This is a genomic window from Mesorhizobium huakuii (assembly GCF_030160235.1).
GTDB lineage: Bacteria > Pseudomonadota > Alphaproteobacteria > Rhizobiales > Rhizobiaceae > Mesorhizobium > Mesorhizobium huakuii.
Genome location: NZ_BSNY01000026.1, coordinates 26,045 through 44,247, shown reverse-complemented (window position 1 = coordinate 44,247; position 18,203 = coordinate 26,045). Strand labels below are relative to the sequence as shown.

At 62.0% G+C, this 18,203-nt stretch carries 12 protein-coding genes and 1 tRNA gene; 8 read left to right on the top strand and 5 right to left on the bottom strand.

What is annotated here, in order from left to right; genetic code table 11:
• The first annotated feature begins 3 nt into the window (after window positions 1-3).
• Genes QQK95_RS13590 through QQK95_RS13580 form a run of 3 tightly spaced genes read left to right on the top strand, consistent with a single transcriptional unit; the run spans window position 4 to window position 9,432 of the window.
• Window positions 4-2,664, top strand: a complete 2,661-nt coding sequence (locus QQK95_RS13590) for a PD-(D/E)XK nuclease family protein (RefSeq protein WP_284273129.1) — start codon at window positions 4-6, stop codon at window positions 2,662-2,664.
• On the top strand, window positions 2,664-6,068 hold the full coding sequence (locus QQK95_RS13585) for a UvrD-helicase domain-containing protein (protein WP_284273325.1): 3,405 nt from the start codon (window positions 2,664-2,666) through the stop codon (window positions 6,066-6,068). Before QQK95_RS13590 ends, QQK95_RS13585 begins: the two co-directional genes overlap by 1 nt.
• Before the next feature lie 22 nt (window positions 6,069-6,090).
• A complete protein-coding gene (locus tag QQK95_RS13580; RefSeq protein WP_284273128.1) occupies window positions 6,091-9,432 on the top strand; it encodes a DEAD/DEAH box helicase in 3,342 nt (1,113 codons plus the stop codon).
• Window positions 9,433-9,672: 240 nt separating this feature from the next.
• Here the strand turns inward: QQK95_RS13580 and QQK95_RS13575 are convergent, their stop codons facing one another.
• Window positions 9,673-10,104 (bottom strand): hypothetical protein, encoded by a 432-nt coding sequence (locus tag QQK95_RS13575; protein WP_284273126.1) that lies wholly within the window; start codon window positions 10,102-10,104, stop codon window positions 9,673-9,675.
• 362 nt (window positions 10,105-10,466) lie between these two features.
• On the opposite strand from QQK95_RS13575, the gene QQK95_RS13570 reads away from it, so the two are divergent.
• From QQK95_RS13570 to QQK95_RS13560, 3 genes are all read left to right on the top strand, one after another.
• Window positions 10,467-11,519, top strand: a complete 1,053-nt coding sequence (locus QQK95_RS13570) for an ADP-ribosylglycohydrolase family protein (RefSeq protein WP_284273124.1) — start codon at window positions 10,467-10,469, stop codon at window positions 11,517-11,519.
• A gap of 175 nt (window positions 11,520-11,694) precedes the next feature.
• The gene (locus tag QQK95_RS13565) at window positions 11,695-12,591 is read left to right on the top strand and encodes a hypothetical protein (RefSeq protein ID WP_284273122.1); all 897 of its coding nucleotides are present in this window, start codon (window positions 11,695-11,697) and stop codon (window positions 12,589-12,591) included.
• A 17-nt stretch (window positions 12,592-12,608) separates the two neighbouring features.
• Window positions 12,609-12,977: a hypothetical protein gene (locus QQK95_RS13560; protein ID WP_284273120.1), complete on the top strand. Its 369-nt coding sequence runs from the start codon at window positions 12,609-12,611 to the stop codon at window positions 12,975-12,977.
• A gap of 200 nt (window positions 12,978-13,177) precedes the next feature.
• Here the strand turns inward: QQK95_RS13560 and QQK95_RS13555 are convergent, their stop codons facing one another.
• Window positions 13,178-13,396, bottom strand: coding sequence for a helix-turn-helix domain-containing protein (locus QQK95_RS13555; RefSeq protein ID WP_284273118.1), 219 nt, complete (start codon window positions 13,394-13,396; stop codon window positions 13,178-13,180).
• Between the two features lie 99 nt (window positions 13,397-13,495).
• Between QQK95_RS13555 and QQK95_RS13550 the strand changes: the two genes are divergently transcribed.
• Window positions 13,496-14,059 (top strand): hypothetical protein, encoded by a 564-nt coding sequence (locus QQK95_RS13550; protein WP_284273117.1) that lies wholly within the window; start codon window positions 13,496-13,498, stop codon window positions 14,057-14,059.
• Between the two features lie 77 nt (window positions 14,060-14,136).
• Here QQK95_RS13550 and QQK95_RS13545 read toward each other — a convergent pair whose 3' ends face one another.
• From QQK95_RS13545 to QQK95_RS13535, 3 genes are all read right to left on the bottom strand, one after another.
• A complete protein-coding gene (locus QQK95_RS13545; RefSeq protein WP_202360802.1) occupies window positions 14,137-15,324 on the bottom strand; it encodes a tyrosine-type recombinase/integrase in 1,188 nt (395 codons plus the stop codon).
• 160 nt (window positions 15,325-15,484) lie between these two features.
• Window positions 15,485-15,560 (bottom strand) — tRNA-Phe (locus QQK95_RS13540).
• Window positions 15,561-15,878: 318 nt separating this feature from the next.
• Complete coding sequence (locus QQK95_RS13535; protein WP_284273112.1) at window positions 15,879-16,751, bottom strand: helix-turn-helix domain-containing protein; 873 nt, start codon at window positions 16,749-16,751, stop codon at window positions 15,879-15,881.
• A 104-nt stretch (window positions 16,752-16,855) separates the two neighbouring features.
• On the opposite strand from QQK95_RS13535, the gene QQK95_RS13530 reads away from it, so the two are divergent.
• Window positions 16,856-18,127, top strand: a complete 1,272-nt coding sequence (locus tag QQK95_RS13530; RefSeq protein WP_284273110.1) for an ABC transporter substrate-binding protein — start codon at window positions 16,856-16,858, stop codon at window positions 18,125-18,127.
• Window positions 18,128-18,203 lie beyond the last annotated feature (76 nt).

Sequence of the window (18,203 nt, the reverse complement as noted above, 5' to 3'; positions counted from 1 at the left end):
GCCATGAGCATGTCAGATCGACGGACCATCGTCGCCCATGGCCGAATCGCGGCGCGCGAGATTCGCCTCGACGCCGCGCGGCGTCGCCAACATGGCATGCAGATTATGTCGTTCGAACAATTGGCGGTTCGCCTCGCCGGCGGGTTCGCCAGGCCGATCGACGATGAGAGTTTGCGCGGCGCGATACAGGCTGTCTTGCCATCCACCCCGCTCGGCGAATTGGAAAGCATCAAACTGCTTCCCGGGATGGTCGATGCATCGGCCGACACCCTTCACAAGGTGTGGCGGGCGGGAATCGACCTGGCGGCGCGCGCGGGGGATCATCCCCGCCTCGACTCCATCGCGCGGCTTGAAACCGCGGTACTGGCGCAACTGCCACCGGGGATGATGCGCCCGATCGATCTCGTCGCTGCGGCCATTCTGCACCTTGGTCACGCCAAGGCCGTAATTGGTCCGGTCGAGATCGTGGGTATCACCGAGCTTTCGCCCTGCTGGCGACCGCTCCTTCAGGCGCTGACCGCGCATACTGCGGTGACCTGGAGAGCGGGACCGCGTCCCACGCCCGCGTGGCTCGAAGCAACGGACGTGGCCGTCAACCGGACGGGTCCCCAAACGCCCGCCATCAACGCCGTCAGCGCGGCCACGGCCTATCATGAGGCCATTGAAGCCGTCCGCTGGGCGCGCAGCCTGTTGGCCACCGGCGAGGCCCAGCCGGCGGACATCGCCATCGCAGGCGCCTCGACGGCCGAATATGATGACCACTTCCTCTCACTTCGCGCCGAGGCCAATCTCGATCTGCACTTCGTTCACGGGATCAAGGTTACGACATCGCGCGAGGGCCAAGCCGCCGCTGCGCTCGCCGACATCCTCATCCGAGGCCTGTCGCAGACCCGTATGCGCCGTCTGGCTGCGCTTTGCGGATCGGAGGCGGGCCCGTTCCAGACCTTGCCCCAGGGCTGGATGCGCATCCTGCCCTCGGACGCGCCGCTGGCCTCTGCCACCGCCTGGATGCGCTTACTCGATCGCTTAACGCCGGCTGACTGGCCCGACGCGCAGGATCACGCTGCGACACTGCGCACCGTCGTCGCGCTCCTCGCCAAGGGTCACGTCGCCGCCGAGGAAATCGGCGCCGCGCTTCTCAACGGTCGTGCGCTGGCGATCTGGCGCAAGGCGCTTTTGGCCGGTCCCTCCGGATCGCTCGACTCGACACTTGAAACCTTGAAACAGGATGACGGCCTCGAGGCTTGCGTCTCCGTCGCCTGGATGCCGGCCAGCGCGTTGGCTGCGTCGCCGCGCCGGTTCGTTCGGCTGGTCGGTCTCAACTCGGCGCGTTGGCCGCGCGGCATTTCGGAAGATCGCCTGATCTCCGATCACATCATTCCGACCGTCGAACTCGATCCGCTCCCGGTCGGCGCGGCCGACCGGCGGGATTTCGAAACCATTCTCGCGACGACCGAGCGCCAGATCATTCTCTCGCGGTCTCGCCGCGACAGCGAAGGCAGACTTCTCGGGCGCAGTTCTCTGCTTGGCGATCACGCTGGCGAGACCTACATCCGGCGCAATGCGGTCCCGCTCCACGCTTTCAGCGAAACCGACCGGCTGATGGCGCGTCCGCAAGAGTTTGCGCATGAACCGCAGGCGATCACCGCGACGACATGCTGGCGCAACTGGCACCGCAAGGAGATCACGCCGCACGACGGCCTGGTTCGGGCGGACCATCCTCTCCTGCTGACCATCCTGGCACGAACGCAGTCGGCCAGTTCGCTCAAGCTCCTTCTGCGAAGCCCGCTCGGCTTCCTCTGGAAATACGGGATGCACTTGCGGATGCCTGAGAGCGGGACCGATCCTCTGGTTCTCGATTCGCTCGGCATTGGCGACCTCGTCCACATGACGCTCGACCTCGCGCTCCAGAAGGTGGAAGCGGCAGGTGGCCTCGCCAATGCCGACGAAAACCAGATCGCAGCGGCGGTGCAGAACGCTGCCGACGAGGTTTCGTGTGTCTGGGAAAGTGAACGCGCCGTCCCGCCCGCTGTCATCTGGCGGCGGACGCTGGACGAAGCGCGCCTGCTCACCAGCCGCGCGCTGACTTATGGTGATGAGCGCCTGCCGAACGCCCGGTCATATGGCGAAGTTGCGTTTGGCGGGAGTAGCTCCAAATCGGCCGCCGACAGCCCGTGGGATTCGGCAACGGTCGTCGAAATCCCCGACGCCGGGTTTCGCATTGCCGGCTACATCGATCGTCTCGACATCTCAGGCGATGGAAAGCGCGTCCTGGTCCGCGACTACAAGACCGGCAGGCCACCGAAGGACAACATCGGCCTAGACGGCGGCCGGGAATTGCAGCGCTGCCTCTACGCTTTTGCCGTGAAGGCGTTGCTTGGCGCGGATGTCTCGATTAGCGCGTCGCTGCTCTATCCGCGCGATCAAATCGACCTGCAACTCGACGATCCCGAAGCTACGCTGGTTGAGATCACCGGATATCTCCAGGCGGCGCGCATCAATCTGACGGCTGGCAACGCCCTCATCGGACCGGATACGGGCGGGACCTATGACGACTTGGCCTTTGCGCTGCCGGCGAACGCGGGCGCCACCTATTGCAAGCGCAAGCTCTCGGCCGCGACCGAACTGTTTGGCAACGCCGCACAAGTCTGGGAAGCGCAGTAATGACTGCTGTAACGAAAGACCTTCGCGATGACGCGGCCCGCCGCAACGCGATCAGTGTGCATGATCGCTCGATCTTGGTCGAGGCTGGCGCTGGGTCCGGCAAGACGGCTGTCATGGCTGGTCGCATTGCGGTCATGCTGGCCGAAGGCATCGCGCCCAAATCCATCGCGGCGGTGACGTTTACGGAATTGGCGGCCAGCGAGCTTCTGATCCGTGTGCGAGACTTCGTCAGCGACCTCTCCGCCGGACAAATTCCGCCCGAACTGCGGATCGCCTTGCTCGGCGGTCTGTCGGACACGCAGAAAGCCTATCTCGCGGCAGCGAGCGCCGCGATAGACGAGATCACCTGCTCGACCATCCACGGCTTCTGCCAGCGCCTGATCAAGCCCTATCCGGTCGAGGCTGATATCGATCCGGGCGCCAGTGTGATGGATCGCAATCAGGCCGACCTCGCCTTTATCGAGATCGTCGAGGCCTGGCTGCGAGAGCAACTCTCAGGTGGCGAAGGCGGCATCATCGCCGAAATGGTGCTTCAGAATCCCGGTGAGACCGTCGGGCTGATCCACAAGATCGTGGCGAACCTGCGCCGCCGTCGAACGGTGTCCGCCCCGGCGGTCACCCCGCTGGCGCCGCACCTTCAAACCTTCCTCACCGCAGCGGACTTCTTCGCCGAGTTCATCCGCACCGCACCCGCAGTCGAGGAAGAAACAGCGACGATCGCGGAGCGGTTTGCCGAAATGGCGCAGGCCCTTGATGACGCCTCCGTTGCCGAAACGCCGGCTGGGCTGGTCCGCCTGCTGGTATCGCAGCCGCACCGCGATCTTTGCAACAAGAGCGGAGCCTTCTCCGCGTTCAAGAAAAAGGGCAAATGGGTCGACGCGGCCAGGCGCGAGGGCTTGACCAAGGCTGATGGCGAGCGCCTCAACACGGCAGCCGAAGGGCACTATGTGGCGTGCTGCGAGGCATGGCAGACAATGCTCCAGAATGCCGCCAGCCGCGTGCTCGCCGATCTGATCGCCCAGGTGCAGCCGGTTCTGCACCGCTTCCGCGACCACAAGCGTTCAGCGGCTCTGCTCGATTTCGACGACTTGATCTTCGCGGCACGCGGCTTGCTGCGCGATCATGATGATGTTTGCCGGTCGCTGGCGACGCGTTTCGCCCATGTCCTTGTCGATGAGTTTCAGGACACCGACCCGCTACAGACCGAGATCTTCTGGCGCCTCTGCGGCGAACCGCCCGCAGACGGTTCGACCACCGACTGGTCGGCTTTTCAAATCCGTCCCGGCGCACTGTTCCTGGTCGGCGATCCCAAGCAGGCGATCTATCGTTTCCGTGGCGCTGATGTCAGCGCCTATGTGCGGGCACGTGAAGCGTTTCTCGCCCAGAATCCGGACAGTGTCCTGTCGATCTCGACCAACTTTCGCTCGTGCGCGCCCATTCTCACTTATGTGAACGAGCGCTTCGAGACATTGCTATCGAGCGAGGGACAGCCGGGCTTCACCGCGCTCGACCCGTTCCACTCTGATCGCGGAGAGGCGCTGTGTGTCGCAGCTCTGGACGTCGTGGTCGCCGACGAAAACGGTAAGGCCACGGCCGAACAGCAGCGTGACGCCGAAGCCGAAGCGGTCGCCGAAATGTGCGCCCGCCTGATCGGCAGCGAGATGATCCTCGATCGCCGGAGCGGCGCCAGCCGGGTCTGCCGGCCGGGCGACATCGCCCTACTTGCCCCTACCGGCAGCGATCTGTGGCGCTATGAAGAGGCGCTGGAACGGCACGGCATCCCGGTCGCGACCCAGGCGGGCAAGGGGCTGTTTCGCCGCCAGGAAATCCAGGACCTCATCGCCCTGACCCGCGTCCTCGCCGATCGGCGCGACACCCTCGCTTTGGGCGCACTGCTGCGCGGCCCGCTCGTCGGCCTGACAGAGGAAGAGGTTCTCGACATCATCTGGGCGCTGCCGCGCTCCGAGGACTACCCGGACGCACTGCCCCGGCTCGATCTCGGGGTCGATGCCAGCGGCATCGAACACACGCTTGCCCGGACGACCATCGAGAAGCTGCAAGCGCTCTACCGTCGGACCAATAGCACCACGCCGCACAACCTCCTGTCGCAGGCAGTCGATGTGATGCGGGTACGCCCGATCCTGCTCGAACGGCACCGGGGACAGGCGGAACGCGCACTCGCCAACGTTGATCTCTATCTGAGCCTGACGTCCGCCTTTGCGGTTCGGGGTCTTCGCGCCTTTGCCGAGACCATGACGGCGGCCTGGACCGACGAATCGCGTGCCGTCGAAGGACGACCCGACGCCCAGGAAGAGGCCATCGCCCTCTACACCATGCACGCCGCTAAGGGCCTAGAATGGCCGATCGTCGTGCCCGTCAATACGATGACGGGGATCATGGCGCCGGAAAGCGCGGTGACCGATCGCGACAGCGACATTTTCTATTGCCCAGTCTTTGGCGTCCGACCGGTCGGGTATGACGACGCCCGCGACGCGGAAAAAGCCGAGCTCGATCGTGAGCGCATCCGGCTCTGGTATGTCGCCGCCACCCGGGCGCGCGAGCTGCTTGTCCTGCCTCGACTTGACGCCGCGCCGTCGAAATCGGCATGGATCTCCCTCCTCGATCCATCGCTCGGCGAGCTTCCGGCGCTCGCTCTGTCCCACCTCTCGCCGGACGTGGGAGCAGCACCGGACGGCCAGAGCAACCCGCAGACACGGGAGATCTTTGCGGCCGAAGCTGCTGCCATCACAGACCGTCATCGCCGCCTGACCTGGCTAGCGCCAAGCCGCGACGAAACCAGCATCGGGCCTGTTGTGACACCCGAAGCGGCAGAAATCTGGGCAGCAAGCGACGCAGGTCAGCCTCGTGACGATGCCACCCGCGCCAGCGTCCAGGGCGGACGCGAACGTGGTCTGATCCTGCACAAGCTTTTCGAGGAGGCTCTAACCGGAGAAACGCCGGACGATGTGGCGTCTCTGACCGAACGCGCGCAGGTGCTTATCGCCGCGATCGACAAGCCAGTGGTTGATGATCCCGCCCAAGGTCTTTCGCCGGTCGAGCTAGCGGGCTGCGTGGCCCGCACCCTCGCCTTGCCCGAAATCGCCGAGCTTCGGCCGACCCTTGCGCCGGAGTTTCCGGTCTATGCCTCGGCGTTTGTCGACGACCTTGAACAGGCGACCGCAGGCATCGCGGACGCCATCAGTTTTGGGCCTGACGGAAAACCGCAGGTCGTCGTCGACTGGAAGAGCGATGTTCAGCCAAGCCCGGAGGCCATCGAGCACTACCGCGCCCAGGTACGGAACTATCTGGATATGACCGGGACACAACGGGGACTGATCGTACTGGTGACGTCGGGCGAAATCCTCACGGTTGCGCCTTCGCCAGTTGCCGCGGTCGCGGCGTAGGCGGCAGGCGCTCGGGGGATCGATGCACGAACGAACAGACGCCACCGCTCCAGGACAGGACGACCTCTTCACCGAGGAGGTGTCGCTGCTCCTCCCGGCGCGAATGGCCGTCGAAGGCAGAGTCTTGGGCAGCACGACGCGCCAGCAGGCGGAGCCGTCGATACAAGCCATTTGCCGGCTCAAGCCTTTCACGGTTCGGCGTGTCGGTGGATTTGAGACGACGCTGTCAAAAGGGCAGACCCTCATTATACTCAGCGGAAAGACAGCGACTAGGCTGGATTCTGACCTCATCCTGCTCGTACCCGATGCCCAGCACCCAAAGGAAATCAAGGAAGCGCTGGAACGCGGAGAAGGGCGTTGGCTCCGTCCTACGCCCCTCAATCCCGCTCTGTTGAGCGTTCGAGATATGACGACCCGGCTTGTGGCCGTTACCATGTCCTGGGATGACGCCTTCCATCTGCGCGAAGGCCGAGCGGCCATGGACGGCAAGCCCGCCGTGCCGGGGCTGAGGCGACCCCAGATCGGCGCACTCCACGCGGCCCTCGCGCACGCGACACGCTCGACCGAGCCCGCGACCATCGTCATGCCAACCGGCACTGGCAAGACAGAGACTATGCTCGCCCTGAACGCCCGCCAGCAGTTTGACCGGTTACTGGTCGTGGTTCCAACCGACGCACTCCGCGAACAGATCGCCGGAAAATTCGAAACCTTTGGCGTCCTCAAGAGCCAGGCGTGCCTCGACGCATCGGCCGACTATCCCGTGGTGACCCGTCTTGCGCACATCCCCTCGTCTGTTGCCGAGGTCGATCAGATCTTCGACGCGGCCAACGTCATCGTCACAACCATGCACATCGCCGGGCGGGCAAACCCCCAAGTTCAAGAACAGATGGCGGCGCGAGCCGCAGCGCTCTTCATCGATGAGGCCCACCATATCGGCGCCCGGACATGGTCGGAATTTCGCAGTCTCTTCGTCGACCGCAAACCACCGATCCCGATCGTCCAGTTCACCGCTACCCCGTTTCGCGAAGATGGGCGGCGTGTGGACGGCGAGTTCATCTATACCTATCCCCTGAAGAAGGCGCAGGAAGAAGGCTATTTCAAACCGATCCGGTTCGAGGCCGTCTTCGGACTTGATCGTCCCGACGCCGACCTGGCGATCGCCGAAAAGCTTGGCGAAGTCCTCGCCGAGGACCTCGCGGCTGGCCTCAACCACCTCGCCATGGCCCGTTGCAGCACGATCGAACGCGCAAAGCACTTGCACCGGCTCTATACCGAGAGCTATCCGGAATATCGGCCAGTCATCGTCCACAGCCAGCAACCGCTGCGGGAGAGACGCGAAAATCTTGCAGCGCTTCGACGATTCGAGAGCCGGATCATCGTCTGTGTCGACATGCTGGGTGAAGGGTTCGACCTTCCCGAACTGAAAATCGCGGCTCTGCACGACCACCACAAAAGCATCGCGGTCACGATCCAGTTTGTTGGCCGCTTCACTCGCCAAGACCCGACTTTGGGTGATGCGACCGTCATCGCCAACACCGGCATCGACGACATCGATCGATCGCTGGCGAAGCTCTATGCCGAAGACGCTGATTGGAACGCGCTGGTTGAGGCGCTGAGCTCGGCCAAGATCGAGCGCCAGGTCCGGCGTGCCGAGATGTTCAAAGGCTTCGCCGGCGATCTCGACGACATCCCGTTGCAAACCCTCGAGCCGAAGATGAACGCGGTCGTGTACCGGACTTCGTGCGAGAGCTGGGATCCCTTCCAAGCCGAAGATCTATACGACCCTGGCTTCTACCTCGGCATGAAAATCAATCCGCACCAGCGCGTGGCGATCTTCGTCACCCGGGCGGAGGAACAGGCCCGCTGGACGACGGCCCAGCACGCCATCAACGTGAAGTGGGACCTGCATATGCTGCATTGGGACCAGGCAAGCGGCCTGCTTTATATCAGCAGTTCGGCCAAGGGACCGTTCGACCGCCTGGCCAATGCCGTTTGCGGCGAGACGGCCCGCCGCGTCGAGGGCGAAGATGTCTTCCGCAGCCTGCACGGCTTCAAACGCCTAATCCTGCGCAACCTCGGCCTCACTCACCATCAGGGCCGCGGCGTTCGCTATTCCATGTACATGGGCGTCGATGTGGCCGACGGGCTGGATAGCGCCAAATCCCAGTCACGGATCAAGAACAACGTGTTCGCCACCGGGTTTCTCGACGGCGCGCCGGCCTCGCGAGGCTGCTCGGCTAAAGGCAAGTTCTGGTCGATCTCCAAAGTGCGTGATCTCACCGACTGGGTCGACTGGTGTCAGGATGTCGGCCGCGCCGTGAATGATCCCGGCATCACCACCGACGGTGTGTTCAAGAGCGCTATGCGACCGCGCCAGATCAGTGATCGCCCGGCGGTCCCGCCCGTGGCGATTCATTGGCCGGAATCGCTTCTGATGCAGATCGAAGACCGCATCGAAATCACCTTCGGCGACAAACCAGTCCTGTTCACCGAATGCGACATCGAACTGCTCGACAATACGCGAACGGGGCCGCTGCGCTTTGCCGTGCGAAGCGAAGACCAGTCCGCCGAGTTCGAGATCGTCTTTGCCGATGGCGGAGCGCGCTACCCCCAGCGCAACGGCCCCAAGGCGACGATCAAGGTCGGCAGCAAGATCCAGACGCTTTCGGAGTCCTTCGCCGATGATGCGCCGCAGATCGACTTCGGTGACGGCTCCCTGCTGATCTACAGCCACCTCTACGCCCTGCCCGAAGGCGAAATGGTCCAGCCCTATCCGTCCGAGAAGATCGAGGTGTGGGACTGGTCGAAAACCAACATCCGCGCCGAAGCGCAGGGCGTCGAGAAGCGGGTAGATTCGGTCCAGCGGCTCGTCATCGAAACCTTGTTGGCCGACACCGATCCCTATGACGTCATCTTCGACGACGATGGCAAAGGTGAAATCGCCGATGTGGTCGCATTGCGCATCACCGACAGCGTCGTGTCGGTGACCTTGTTTCATTGCAAATATTCGAGCGCCGCAACGCCCGGTGCTCGGCTCAATGACCTATACGAGGTGTGCGGACAAGCTCAGAAATCGGCCAGGTGGCGTGATCGTCCCAACCGGATGCTCCAGCACATGCTGAAGCGGGAACAGATGCGGCGTGACAGGGGGCTCAGCTCGCGGATCGAGCGGGGTTCGGCGGCCATGATCAAAAAGCTGAAAGCCGGCTGGCAGGACCATCGCTTCGAATACGACGTTCGCATTGTGCAGCCCGGTCTTTCCCGCCAAGCGATTGGCGAGGAAGGTCTGCACCTGCTTGCTGGCGTCGAGACATATCTGCTGGAGACCCGTGCCATGCGCCTGCGGATCATCGGTAGCGACTGATGCCCGGGTTCGTTCAACAGCGGCGCTGGTCGCCCAAAAACAAGTTGCGGCGACCAATGTCGTCACTTGCATTGGCTCAGGAAAGCCTATTCCCGGAAGATGCGCACAAGGCGCTCGCCGCAGACCTGAACCGAATCCGGTTGACGGGATGGAGGATAAACTCGCGCGGCATGGCGATACAACGGCGATCACCGGAAGGATCAGCACAGCCCCGGGCAGCGTCCTGATCCCCGGTATGCATTACGCCGAGGCCGCCGCCAGATCGAGACCAACATAAACCGTTGAGGTCAGCGGCCCCGTTGCGATGCCGGAGGTTTCGATGCAAAAAACGAGCGGAACCTTCCCGATGGACGGCAGGTGTTCCTGCAGGACATCGAAATCGTCGAACTCCTCGTCGCCTCCGGCCGCTTCCAGTTCTTGGCGCTTCCTGTCGATCTCTTCCTTGAGCTGCGGCCGGATGAAGTCGAACTCGCCCGTCTCGGGCGTGTAGTGAAACAGAACCGTGGGGATGTTTTCCCACTCTGGAACGTGCTCTCCGTAACCAAACTCCCCGGTCGTCGGATCGTATCCTGCAGCGACGACTTCACCCGTGATGGGGCAGCGCAACACGAGAAGGTTTTCTCCCTCCCAGTCGATCGTGACGAGAGCCTTCGAGAATGCGGTATCGGCCATAATTCTTTCTCCGGCTGCTTAAGTGTCTGGCTGCGGATATCGCGGCAATAGTACGCACGTGCAACAGCCAATTTCAGTCAGATTGTCGCATTGGCGGCGTTGAACACCGCAGTCGCGTCCTATGAGGTGCGGTGCTCAGAGCGGCCAATGCGGATGCGCCACTCAGCTCCCCACCTGCGTTCAAATTTCATCCAAGCAATTCAATGAATCCATTAAGATCAAAGCATGAGTCGTATCGATGTTCCGGTGCCCTTGCATAAACTGCACCTCCGGAAGGCGCATAGCATTGCACCATCGATTTCAGACTTATCCGTGCGGAAAGCTACACACCCGCATATCCATATCAGACGCAGGAGATGTCATTGACGCTGTATGACCACATCTATGGCTGCCTGTTGGGAGGCGCGTGCGGGGACGCTCTTGGCGCTCCCGTAGAATTTCTCAAGCTGGAGGAGATTACCGCTCGATATGGCTCGCAGGGTATCTTGGACTTCGATGCAGCCTACGGCGTCACTGGTGCGATCACTGACGACACGCAAATGACCCTTTTTACGGTTGACGGGTTGATTAGGGCTGCCATTCGAATGTCTGAGAAGGGTATCGGACATCCGCCGGCTGTCGTGCATCATGCCTACAAGCGCTGGCTCGTCACACAGGATCATCCATTCGAGCAACTCTCATCCGACGACGAACTCGACGGCTGGCTGATCCGCGAGAAGAGGCTTTGGACGCGAAGGGCACCTGGAAATACCTGTCTGTCTGCACTTCGGGAAAGCAGGTCATTCGGCAGCGCCGCGAAGAACGACAGCAAAGGCTGCGGGACGGTCATGCGGGACGCGTCCTTCGGCTTTTTCGCAGTCGATAACCCGCACCACGCTTTCAGTCTCGCGATGGAGACAGCAAGAACCACGCATGGGCATCCCTCCGCTGCCTTTTCATCCGGAGCGCTCGCGGCGATCATTGCCGTTGTGGCGCAAGGACAGGGACTTCCGCATGCCGTCGAGCAGGCACTATCGATCCTGCAGAGCGAACACGACGCCCGCGAGGTCCGGGACGCGCTCCGGCACGGGGCGCAACTAAGCAGTGCAACAGATTGGCGCGATCGGCTGTCCGAGCTTGGCGAGGGCTGGGTTGCAGAAGAGGCGCTCGCGATCGCCGTTCTTTGCGCGCTCGCCGCTGAAGGCCCTCGCGAGGCGATCATCGCGGCGGTCAACCATAGCGGCGATTCCGACTCGACTGGCGCGATAGCGGGAAACATCGTGGGGGCTTTGCATGGACCCCGATCCCTACCGACAGCGTGGGCGGAACGTGTGGAGCTTGGCGATGTGATCGAGACGTTGGCGAGGGACTTCGCGGCTATCATCGAAGGTCGCTATGAAAGCGAAACCTTCTGGGACCGATATCCAGGCTGGTAGGTGAACCAGAGGACATCCCAACAAATTAACCATGTCGGCTTCTTTCATTTGAGATCTGTCTCGGATCCCGATCGGTTACGGCCGTTCACGCAGCGGCATGAACGCAAGCGGCCCCCGATGGTGCGTCAACACCGAACGGAGGCCTGACCCGCAACCTGGTGAGAGGTCTTGGGCTATGAGAATTGATAGATGGCATTTCCGCCGTCCGGAAGGGGACCGCCGGAATTCGACGGTGCGGCTGGCGGGTTATCGACGCCATTTTGGACAATCGACAGGATCGCTGCCGCCTGGAGCCTTCGACAACGACGTCGACAAGCTGGTCGACGAAGCGATGAAGGCGGCGCTCGCCGGAGAGGTCCGGGGCGACATTACCTTCGGCGAGTACGCGTCGCTCTTCGGCTTCTTCCGGTCGGCGGTGATGCAGGAAGGCCGGCTGCTGGAACTGGCCATCGGGCAGGCCGTCCAGAAGAACCCCGACCTCAAACTCCTGCCGACAACGGCGATGCCGATCGTGCCCGCCGCCCAGGAAATGCTGAAGCGGACACCATCCGACGAGATCAAGGGAGTACGCTTTCCGTCGCGGGTGCATTCGACCGAGACCTACAAGCCTGATCTCTTCGTGGTGAACAGAACAAAACACAGCGGGCTAATCCTGGATATCAAGCGAAGCCTCGGCTCCTACCGTCCTCAGGAAGTGGACCGGCTGCGGTTCAGGATGCTGGCGGTGGCGGCGATAGCGCCGGAATGGGTGGCTGAACACCGGGGACCACTCCTAGTGAAGATCGAGACCGCGATCGTCGACGGAGCCGATCAGGTGTCCGACCCCGAGCGGGGCGTCTTCCGGTCATTTTCAATGCCGAAGCAGCTTTCCGTAGCCTTTCGTCGGCAACACCGAAGCAGAAGATACGCAGTCGCCGGATTGCTGCCTCCAACGAACGGCCATCGCTGCAAGCAAGGGTCAGCGCGGCTGAGAACGCCATGGAGGGCCTTCTGGCAAGCGTGCGGATTGCTCCAGGGCTGGCTCAGGATCCACTGTTCCAGAAAAACCTGCGAATGGCCAACGAGGAGCTGACATGCGCTCGGAACCGGATGACCGAGACGGTCGCCCAGGCCGCGGAGCACGAAGAGGTGACCGAAGGCGCGATTGAGATCTTCAGGACTAAGATGATGGAGCTGCTAGACCGGAAGCGTGCGGCTCGTGCGAAGATTTATCTCGCCACGATCGTGGAGCGGGTCGAGGTTGGTGAGCGCTATGTGCGAATCTTTGGCCACGTCGATGACCTGAAGAATGGTGTTCTCAGCACCAACCCGCCTGACGACGGATTAGATGGCGCCGGGGTTCGCAAATATGTTCGCAGATGGCGGAGGGAGTGGGATTCGAACCCAGTCGCCGAAAATAGTCAGCTGCGCTCGGACATTTCCCAGGCAAGGTCTGTTTTTGGAGGTCGGTCAGCGTAGTTCTAACGACCTACATGAGGCGCGAAGCCGCTGTTCGGAATGAGTGCACCAAGCCGGTTTTCAGGATCGCACAGCTCTAGTGCGATCAACCAAGATGAGCCGGAAGCGACGCATGCTGTGCCGTTCGCTATGGCGCTGCTTGGGCGCGCGCTCGGGAGCGGCCAGTCGCGGGCGATTCATAGCCGACACGCTAGACAGCGCTAGCTGTCTTCAACCGGCTTTACTAATTCGACGTGGCTGACACCCAACGCCTGGGAGAGTTCGAAAAGGGTGATGACAGTAGGATTGCGTCGACCACGTTCCAGACTGCTTAGGTATTGCTGGCTGTAGCCCGACCGGGCTTCCACCTGCTCCTGCGTCAGGCCTTTCTCCCTCCGAAGTCGGGCAAAGTTCGTTCCGACCAGTTGACGCATATCCATGCGCCACATTCGCCGTTTACATACTTTAAGTTTATCAACTATAGTATGTATTTTCGGACCAGTCGAATGACCGTGCCGGAATTGGTTAGGAGGTGTTCGATGCTGCCAAAGACCACACACACGTTCTCTGATCCCATCGCCCGGGCGGCTGCCATCCAGAATGCAAATGATCCCGCTTTGAGCCTGTGGACCGACTGGCACCGCGCTCGGCACGTGTCGCTGGTCCTGTGTCGGGTGCAGCAGCGGTTGGAGACGCGAATGATGGTCAATCCCGGAATTCCGGTATTGACCGATGGAGAAAAGAAAACGCGTCGAACTTCGGTGGCCGCGTCGGAGGAGGGATCGGAATATGCGGTGGTTCGCGAGGCCGAGGTGTTTGCGATGACCGAGGCTCTCCGACTTCAGGATGCGATTCCCAACGTCGCGGCTCAGTCTCTCGTGGGTATCGTGGCAAAACTGGAAATAATTGTTGGCGCCGACCGGGACATTGGCGACCCGACGGATTTTCCATGGCCGCACATCGCGTCCGTTCTGCGCGATCTGAAGGCGATTGCTGGCGATCTGCCGGCCTACCGGTTAAACCGGGCTGCTACCCGCGCGGATGTTGCGCGGCATCGGAAAGAAGCAACCAAACTCGTCGCGGCCTTGGAGGCGCACGGTTGAACGGCTCAAGTACCTATATCGGCAGCGATCAACGCCAACACGGAAAACAGCGATCCGATCTTGAAATGTTCGTAAGACTAATGGTTCGCCTTTAACGCGTCTAGCAGATCTCCCCACTCCTGCATTAGCGTGATCCGCTGCTCCCAGTAGGTCGCTCGGTTGTAGGTCCGCCGGATGGCGTTCTTGTCCTGATGCGCCAGGACAGCTTCAATGACGTCTGGATCGTAGTCGCGGGCGTTGAGGATGGTGCTGGCGGTCACCCGGAAACCATGGGCGGTCACTTCGTCCTTTCCGTAGCCCATACGTCGTAGCGCGGCGTTCATGGCGTTCTCGGAAAGCGGCCGTTTTGTGGAGCGGATCGAAGGAAAGACCAGGCCGCCGTCCTCCGAGAGATGCCAGACCTCTTCCAAGACCGAAAGCGCCTGTTTGGACAGTGGTACGTCGTGCGGGGCACGCATCTTCATGCGCTCGGGCGGAATATGCCAGACGGCCTTCTTTCGGTCGAACTCGTCGCGCGTAGCGCCCCGTACTTCGCCGGGGCGGACACAGGTGAGGGCAAGAAACTGGAGGGCGGCTTTGATGGTTGGCCAGCCGTCGTATTCGCCGACCGTCATCAGGAGCTTGCCGAACTTCTTTTCATCGGTGATAGCGGCACGACCGTTGACTTTCGGCGGCTGGAGAGCGCCCCGGAGGTGTAGGGTTGGGTCGGCTTCTGCCCGTAAGGTGACAATGGCCAAACGGAAGACGCTGCCTATCACGCCGCGTAAACGCCGCGCTGTCTCTCTTCGACCACTCTTTTCGATCTTCTGGAGGAGTTGGAAAATTTCGGCCGGAGTGATCTCGTTAATGGGGCGCTTGGCGAGTGGGCCGGCCAGATCTTCCAGGAGCCATTTGGTTTTGGTGATGGTAGCCGCCGCAGCGTCCCGTTCCTCCATCCGCGTGACATACTCCTCGGCGATCAAGGCGAAGGTGGAGCGCGCTTCCGTGATGGCGGCAGTCTTCTCCTCTTTGCGTTTGGCGGAGGGGTTGATGCCGGCGATCAACAGCCTCTTGGCGTCGTCGCGCTTTCCTCTCGCGTCCAGAAGTGACACCAGCGGGTATTTTCCAAAGGAGAGTATATTTTCCTTCTCCAGGTAGCGGTACCGCAGTTGCCAGAGTCTGGAGCCGTTGGTGCGGACGAGGAGATAAAGCCCGTCGCCATCCGCAAGACGATACGGCTTGTCTTTGGGCCTAGCGTTCTTGCAGGCGAAGTCAGAGAGAGACATGGGTAACGGACCTCCGGGTAATGGGTAACGCCGAAATCGTTACCCACAAACCGATGCGTTGCAACGGTACGCGGTGGGTCACCATAAACCGCCAAACCAGGCTAAGTCATTGATTTGTATTGATTGGTGAGACGTCGTGAGAAGCGATGGGAAAGTGAAATGGTGCCCAGAGGCGGATTCGAACCACCGACACGCGGATTTTCAGTCCGCTGCTCTACCAACTGAGCTATCTGGGCCTGTTCCGGCAAACGAAAACTCGTGAACCGGATTTCTTGAAGGCGCCGTGGGGCGCCCCTTGAAAGCGCGTGGGTTATAGCACGGGAATTTAGCCTGTCCAGCGCCTAGGTGGCGATTTCCGGCAGGAAAAGACAGGCTGTGGAAAGGCCGGCTTCCTCAGGCGCTTTCATCGCCGCAATGGCGCGCGGGCTGGCCTCCTTCGGCCCTTTGGCCTCCGTCGTGGCGCCGCCATGGCGCGCTGCAACCGCCGGGATACGTCCTTAGCCGACGGTTGAGATGCCGCGATGCCGACAGGCACGGGGCAACGGGCTGTCGCGCTATCTCGCGCCGGCCACGCCCTTGCGAAAATCGGAAGGGGTCATGCCGGCCAGCTTGCGGAAGGATTTGTTGAAGGCGCTGAGCGAGCCGAAGCCGGAGTCCATGGCGACGCGCAGCACATTGGCATCCTGATGCATCAACAGCGCCTGCGCGTAGCTCAGCCGCAACAGGTTGACATATTCGTTGAGCGTCATGCCGGTCGATTTCTTGAACAGGCTCATGGCGTATTTGGGATGGATGTCGGCGGCCGCCGCTATGTTCACGCAATCGATGTCGTAGAGGAAATTCTCGGCGATGAAATCGCACATGCGCCCGACATTGCGCGACGATTGCTGGTCGAAGGCACTGCCGGCTTCCTGCCCGGCCGCCGTCTCGGGCACCAGCCGGTAGGGTTCGAACCGCACCCGCTCCAGCCGCAGCAACAATTCGTTGACGGCGTGCTCGGCCTTGGCCGGATCGCCCGAGCGGGCGTAGCGGTTCCAGCGGGCGAAATTATCGTTGTCGGATTGGTCGGTGGCGCTGGTCACCAGCGTCGCGCCCGTCATCAGCCGGTGGCGCACGTCGGCCGGCAGGTGCAGCCGGAAGAAATGCACCAGCGGCAGATGCGCGCCGGCATAGATGGCGTCGTCACTGAGGTCGTCCATCTGGTGCGGCAGGCCGCCCCAGAAGAAGCACATCTCGCCGGCCGAAAGCGCGATTTCGTGCTCGTTCATGCGGTAGTGCACGCTGCCGCGGACGATGAAATTCACCTCGACCTGCGCATGCCAGTGCGGCTTGAGCATCATCAGCGGAGCGGTGTGAAACATCTGCAGGAGCAGCGGCAGGCCTTCCACACTGCTGGCGCCTGGCTGGTAAAACGGCCGTTCCGGCATCTTACTTTCCGCCAATTCCGTATTCCCTTTGTCGGCGACAAGCCTTCCGCGCCGAATAGTGTAGCCACGCTCGCAGAGAGAGCAAATGAAATGGGAGGATTTCAATGCGCATCACACTGTCCTGCGCCGCGCTCGCGCTTGTCCTGGGCTCAGCCCCGGCCTTCGCGCAATCCGGCGAAATCACCATCTGGAGCTGGAATGTCGCCGCTTCGTCGCTGAAGGCGACGGTCGCCGGCTTCAACAAGCTGCATCCCGACATCAAGGTAACGGTTCAGGATCTCGGCAACCAGCCGACCTATGACAAGTCGATCGCCGGCTGTGCGGCCGGCGGCGTCGGCCTGCCCGACATCGTCACCATCGAGAATGGCGAGGCCGAGAATTACTGGAGCCAGTTCCCCGACTGCTTCGTCGACCTGCACACGCTGGGCTATACGGCGGAAGACCAGAAGAAATTCCCCGATTTCAAGCGCACCGAGCTCGAGGTGGGCGACAAGGCCTATGCCATGCCGTGGGATTCCGGCCCGGTCGCCGCCTTCTATCGCCGCGACTTCTACGAAAAGGCCGGGGTGGATCCGGCATCGATCAAGACCTGGGACGACTTCATCGCCGCCGGCAAGAAGATCCAGGCCGCCAATCCGGGCGTCTCCATGACCAACGCCGATTTCAACGGCGACACCGAATTCTTCCGCATGATCTCCAACGAGCAGGGCTGCGCCTATTTCGCCGAGGATGGCCAGTCGATCACGGTCAGCGAACCCAAATGCGTCGACGCCCTGACCAAGGTCAAGGAGATGAAGGACGCCGGCATCGTCTCGTCCGCCGACTGGGGCACCAAGATCACCAACAACACGGCGGGCACCGTCGCCACCCAGGTCTATGGCGGCTGGTATGAAGGCACCATCCGCACCGAATCGGCCGGCGAGAACGGCAAATGGGGCGTCTATCTGATGCCGAGCCTCACATCAGACGGTCCGCGCGCCGCCAATCTCGGCGGGTCGTCCCTGGCCATCACCTCGGCTTCGAAGAACAAGGAAGCGGCCTACGAGTACCTGAAATACACGCTCGGAACCAATGAAGGCCAGATCACCATGTTGAAGGAGTTCGGCCTTGTCCCCTCGCTGGTCTCGGCGCTGAATGACCCCTATGTCAGCCAAGGCCTGCCCTACTGGGGTGGCCAGGCGGTGTGGAAGGATATTCTGGGCACATTGCCCAAGGTCGTCCCCAGCCGCGGCACGCAGTTCCAGAGCGATGCCGAAATCATCGTCCGCGCGGTGCAGACCAAATATCTGGCCGGCGGCTATCCCGACGCCAAGGCAGCGCTCGACGACGCAGCAAAACAGATCGCGGCGGCGACCGGATTGCCGGTCAAATCATAACCTCCCAGGGACGGGGTCCGGGACGGCTCTTGCCGCCCGGACCCTGCGCCTGCGAGCTTGTCTGAAACACCGGATA

Excerpts from the sequence above, each read along its gene's own strand:
- QQK95_RS13590 (WP_284273129.1), top strand. The coding sequence starts at position 4 with ATGAGCATGTCAGATCGACGGACCATCGTCGCCCATGGCCGAATCGCG.
- QQK95_RS13585 (WP_284273325.1), top strand. The coding sequence starts at position 2,664 with ATGACTGCTGTAACGAAAGACCTTCGCGATGACGCGGCCCGCCGCAAC.
- QQK95_RS13580 (WP_284273128.1), top strand. The coding sequence starts at position 6,091 with ATGCACGAACGAACAGACGCCACCGCTCCAGGACAGGACGACCTCTTC.
- QQK95_RS13575 (WP_284273126.1), bottom strand. The coding sequence starts at position 10,104 with ATGGCCGATACCGCATTCTCGAAGGCTCTCGTCACGATCGACTGGGAG.
- QQK95_RS13565 (WP_284273122.1), top strand. The coding sequence starts at position 11,695 with ATGAGAATTGATAGATGGCATTTCCGCCGTCCGGAAGGGGACCGCCGG.
- QQK95_RS13560 (WP_284273120.1), top strand. The coding sequence starts at position 12,609 with ATGACCGAGACGGTCGCCCAGGCCGCGGAGCACGAAGAGGTGACCGAA.
- QQK95_RS13555 (WP_284273118.1), bottom strand. The coding sequence starts at position 13,396 with ATGGATATGCGTCAACTGGTCGGAACGAACTTTGCCCGACTTCGGAGG.
- QQK95_RS13550 (WP_284273117.1), top strand. The coding sequence starts at position 13,496 with ATGCTGCCAAAGACCACACACACGTTCTCTGATCCCATCGCCCGGGCG.
- QQK95_RS13545 (WP_202360802.1), bottom strand. The coding sequence starts at position 15,324 with ATGTCTCTCTCTGACTTCGCCTGCAAGAACGCTAGGCCCAAAGACAAG.
- QQK95_RS13535 (WP_284273112.1), bottom strand. The coding sequence starts at position 16,751 with ATGCCGGAACGGCCGTTTTACCAGCCAGGCGCCAGCAGTGTGGAAGGC.
- QQK95_RS13530 (WP_284273110.1), top strand. The coding sequence starts at position 16,856 with ATGCGCATCACACTGTCCTGCGCCGCGCTCGCGCTTGTCCTGGGCTCA.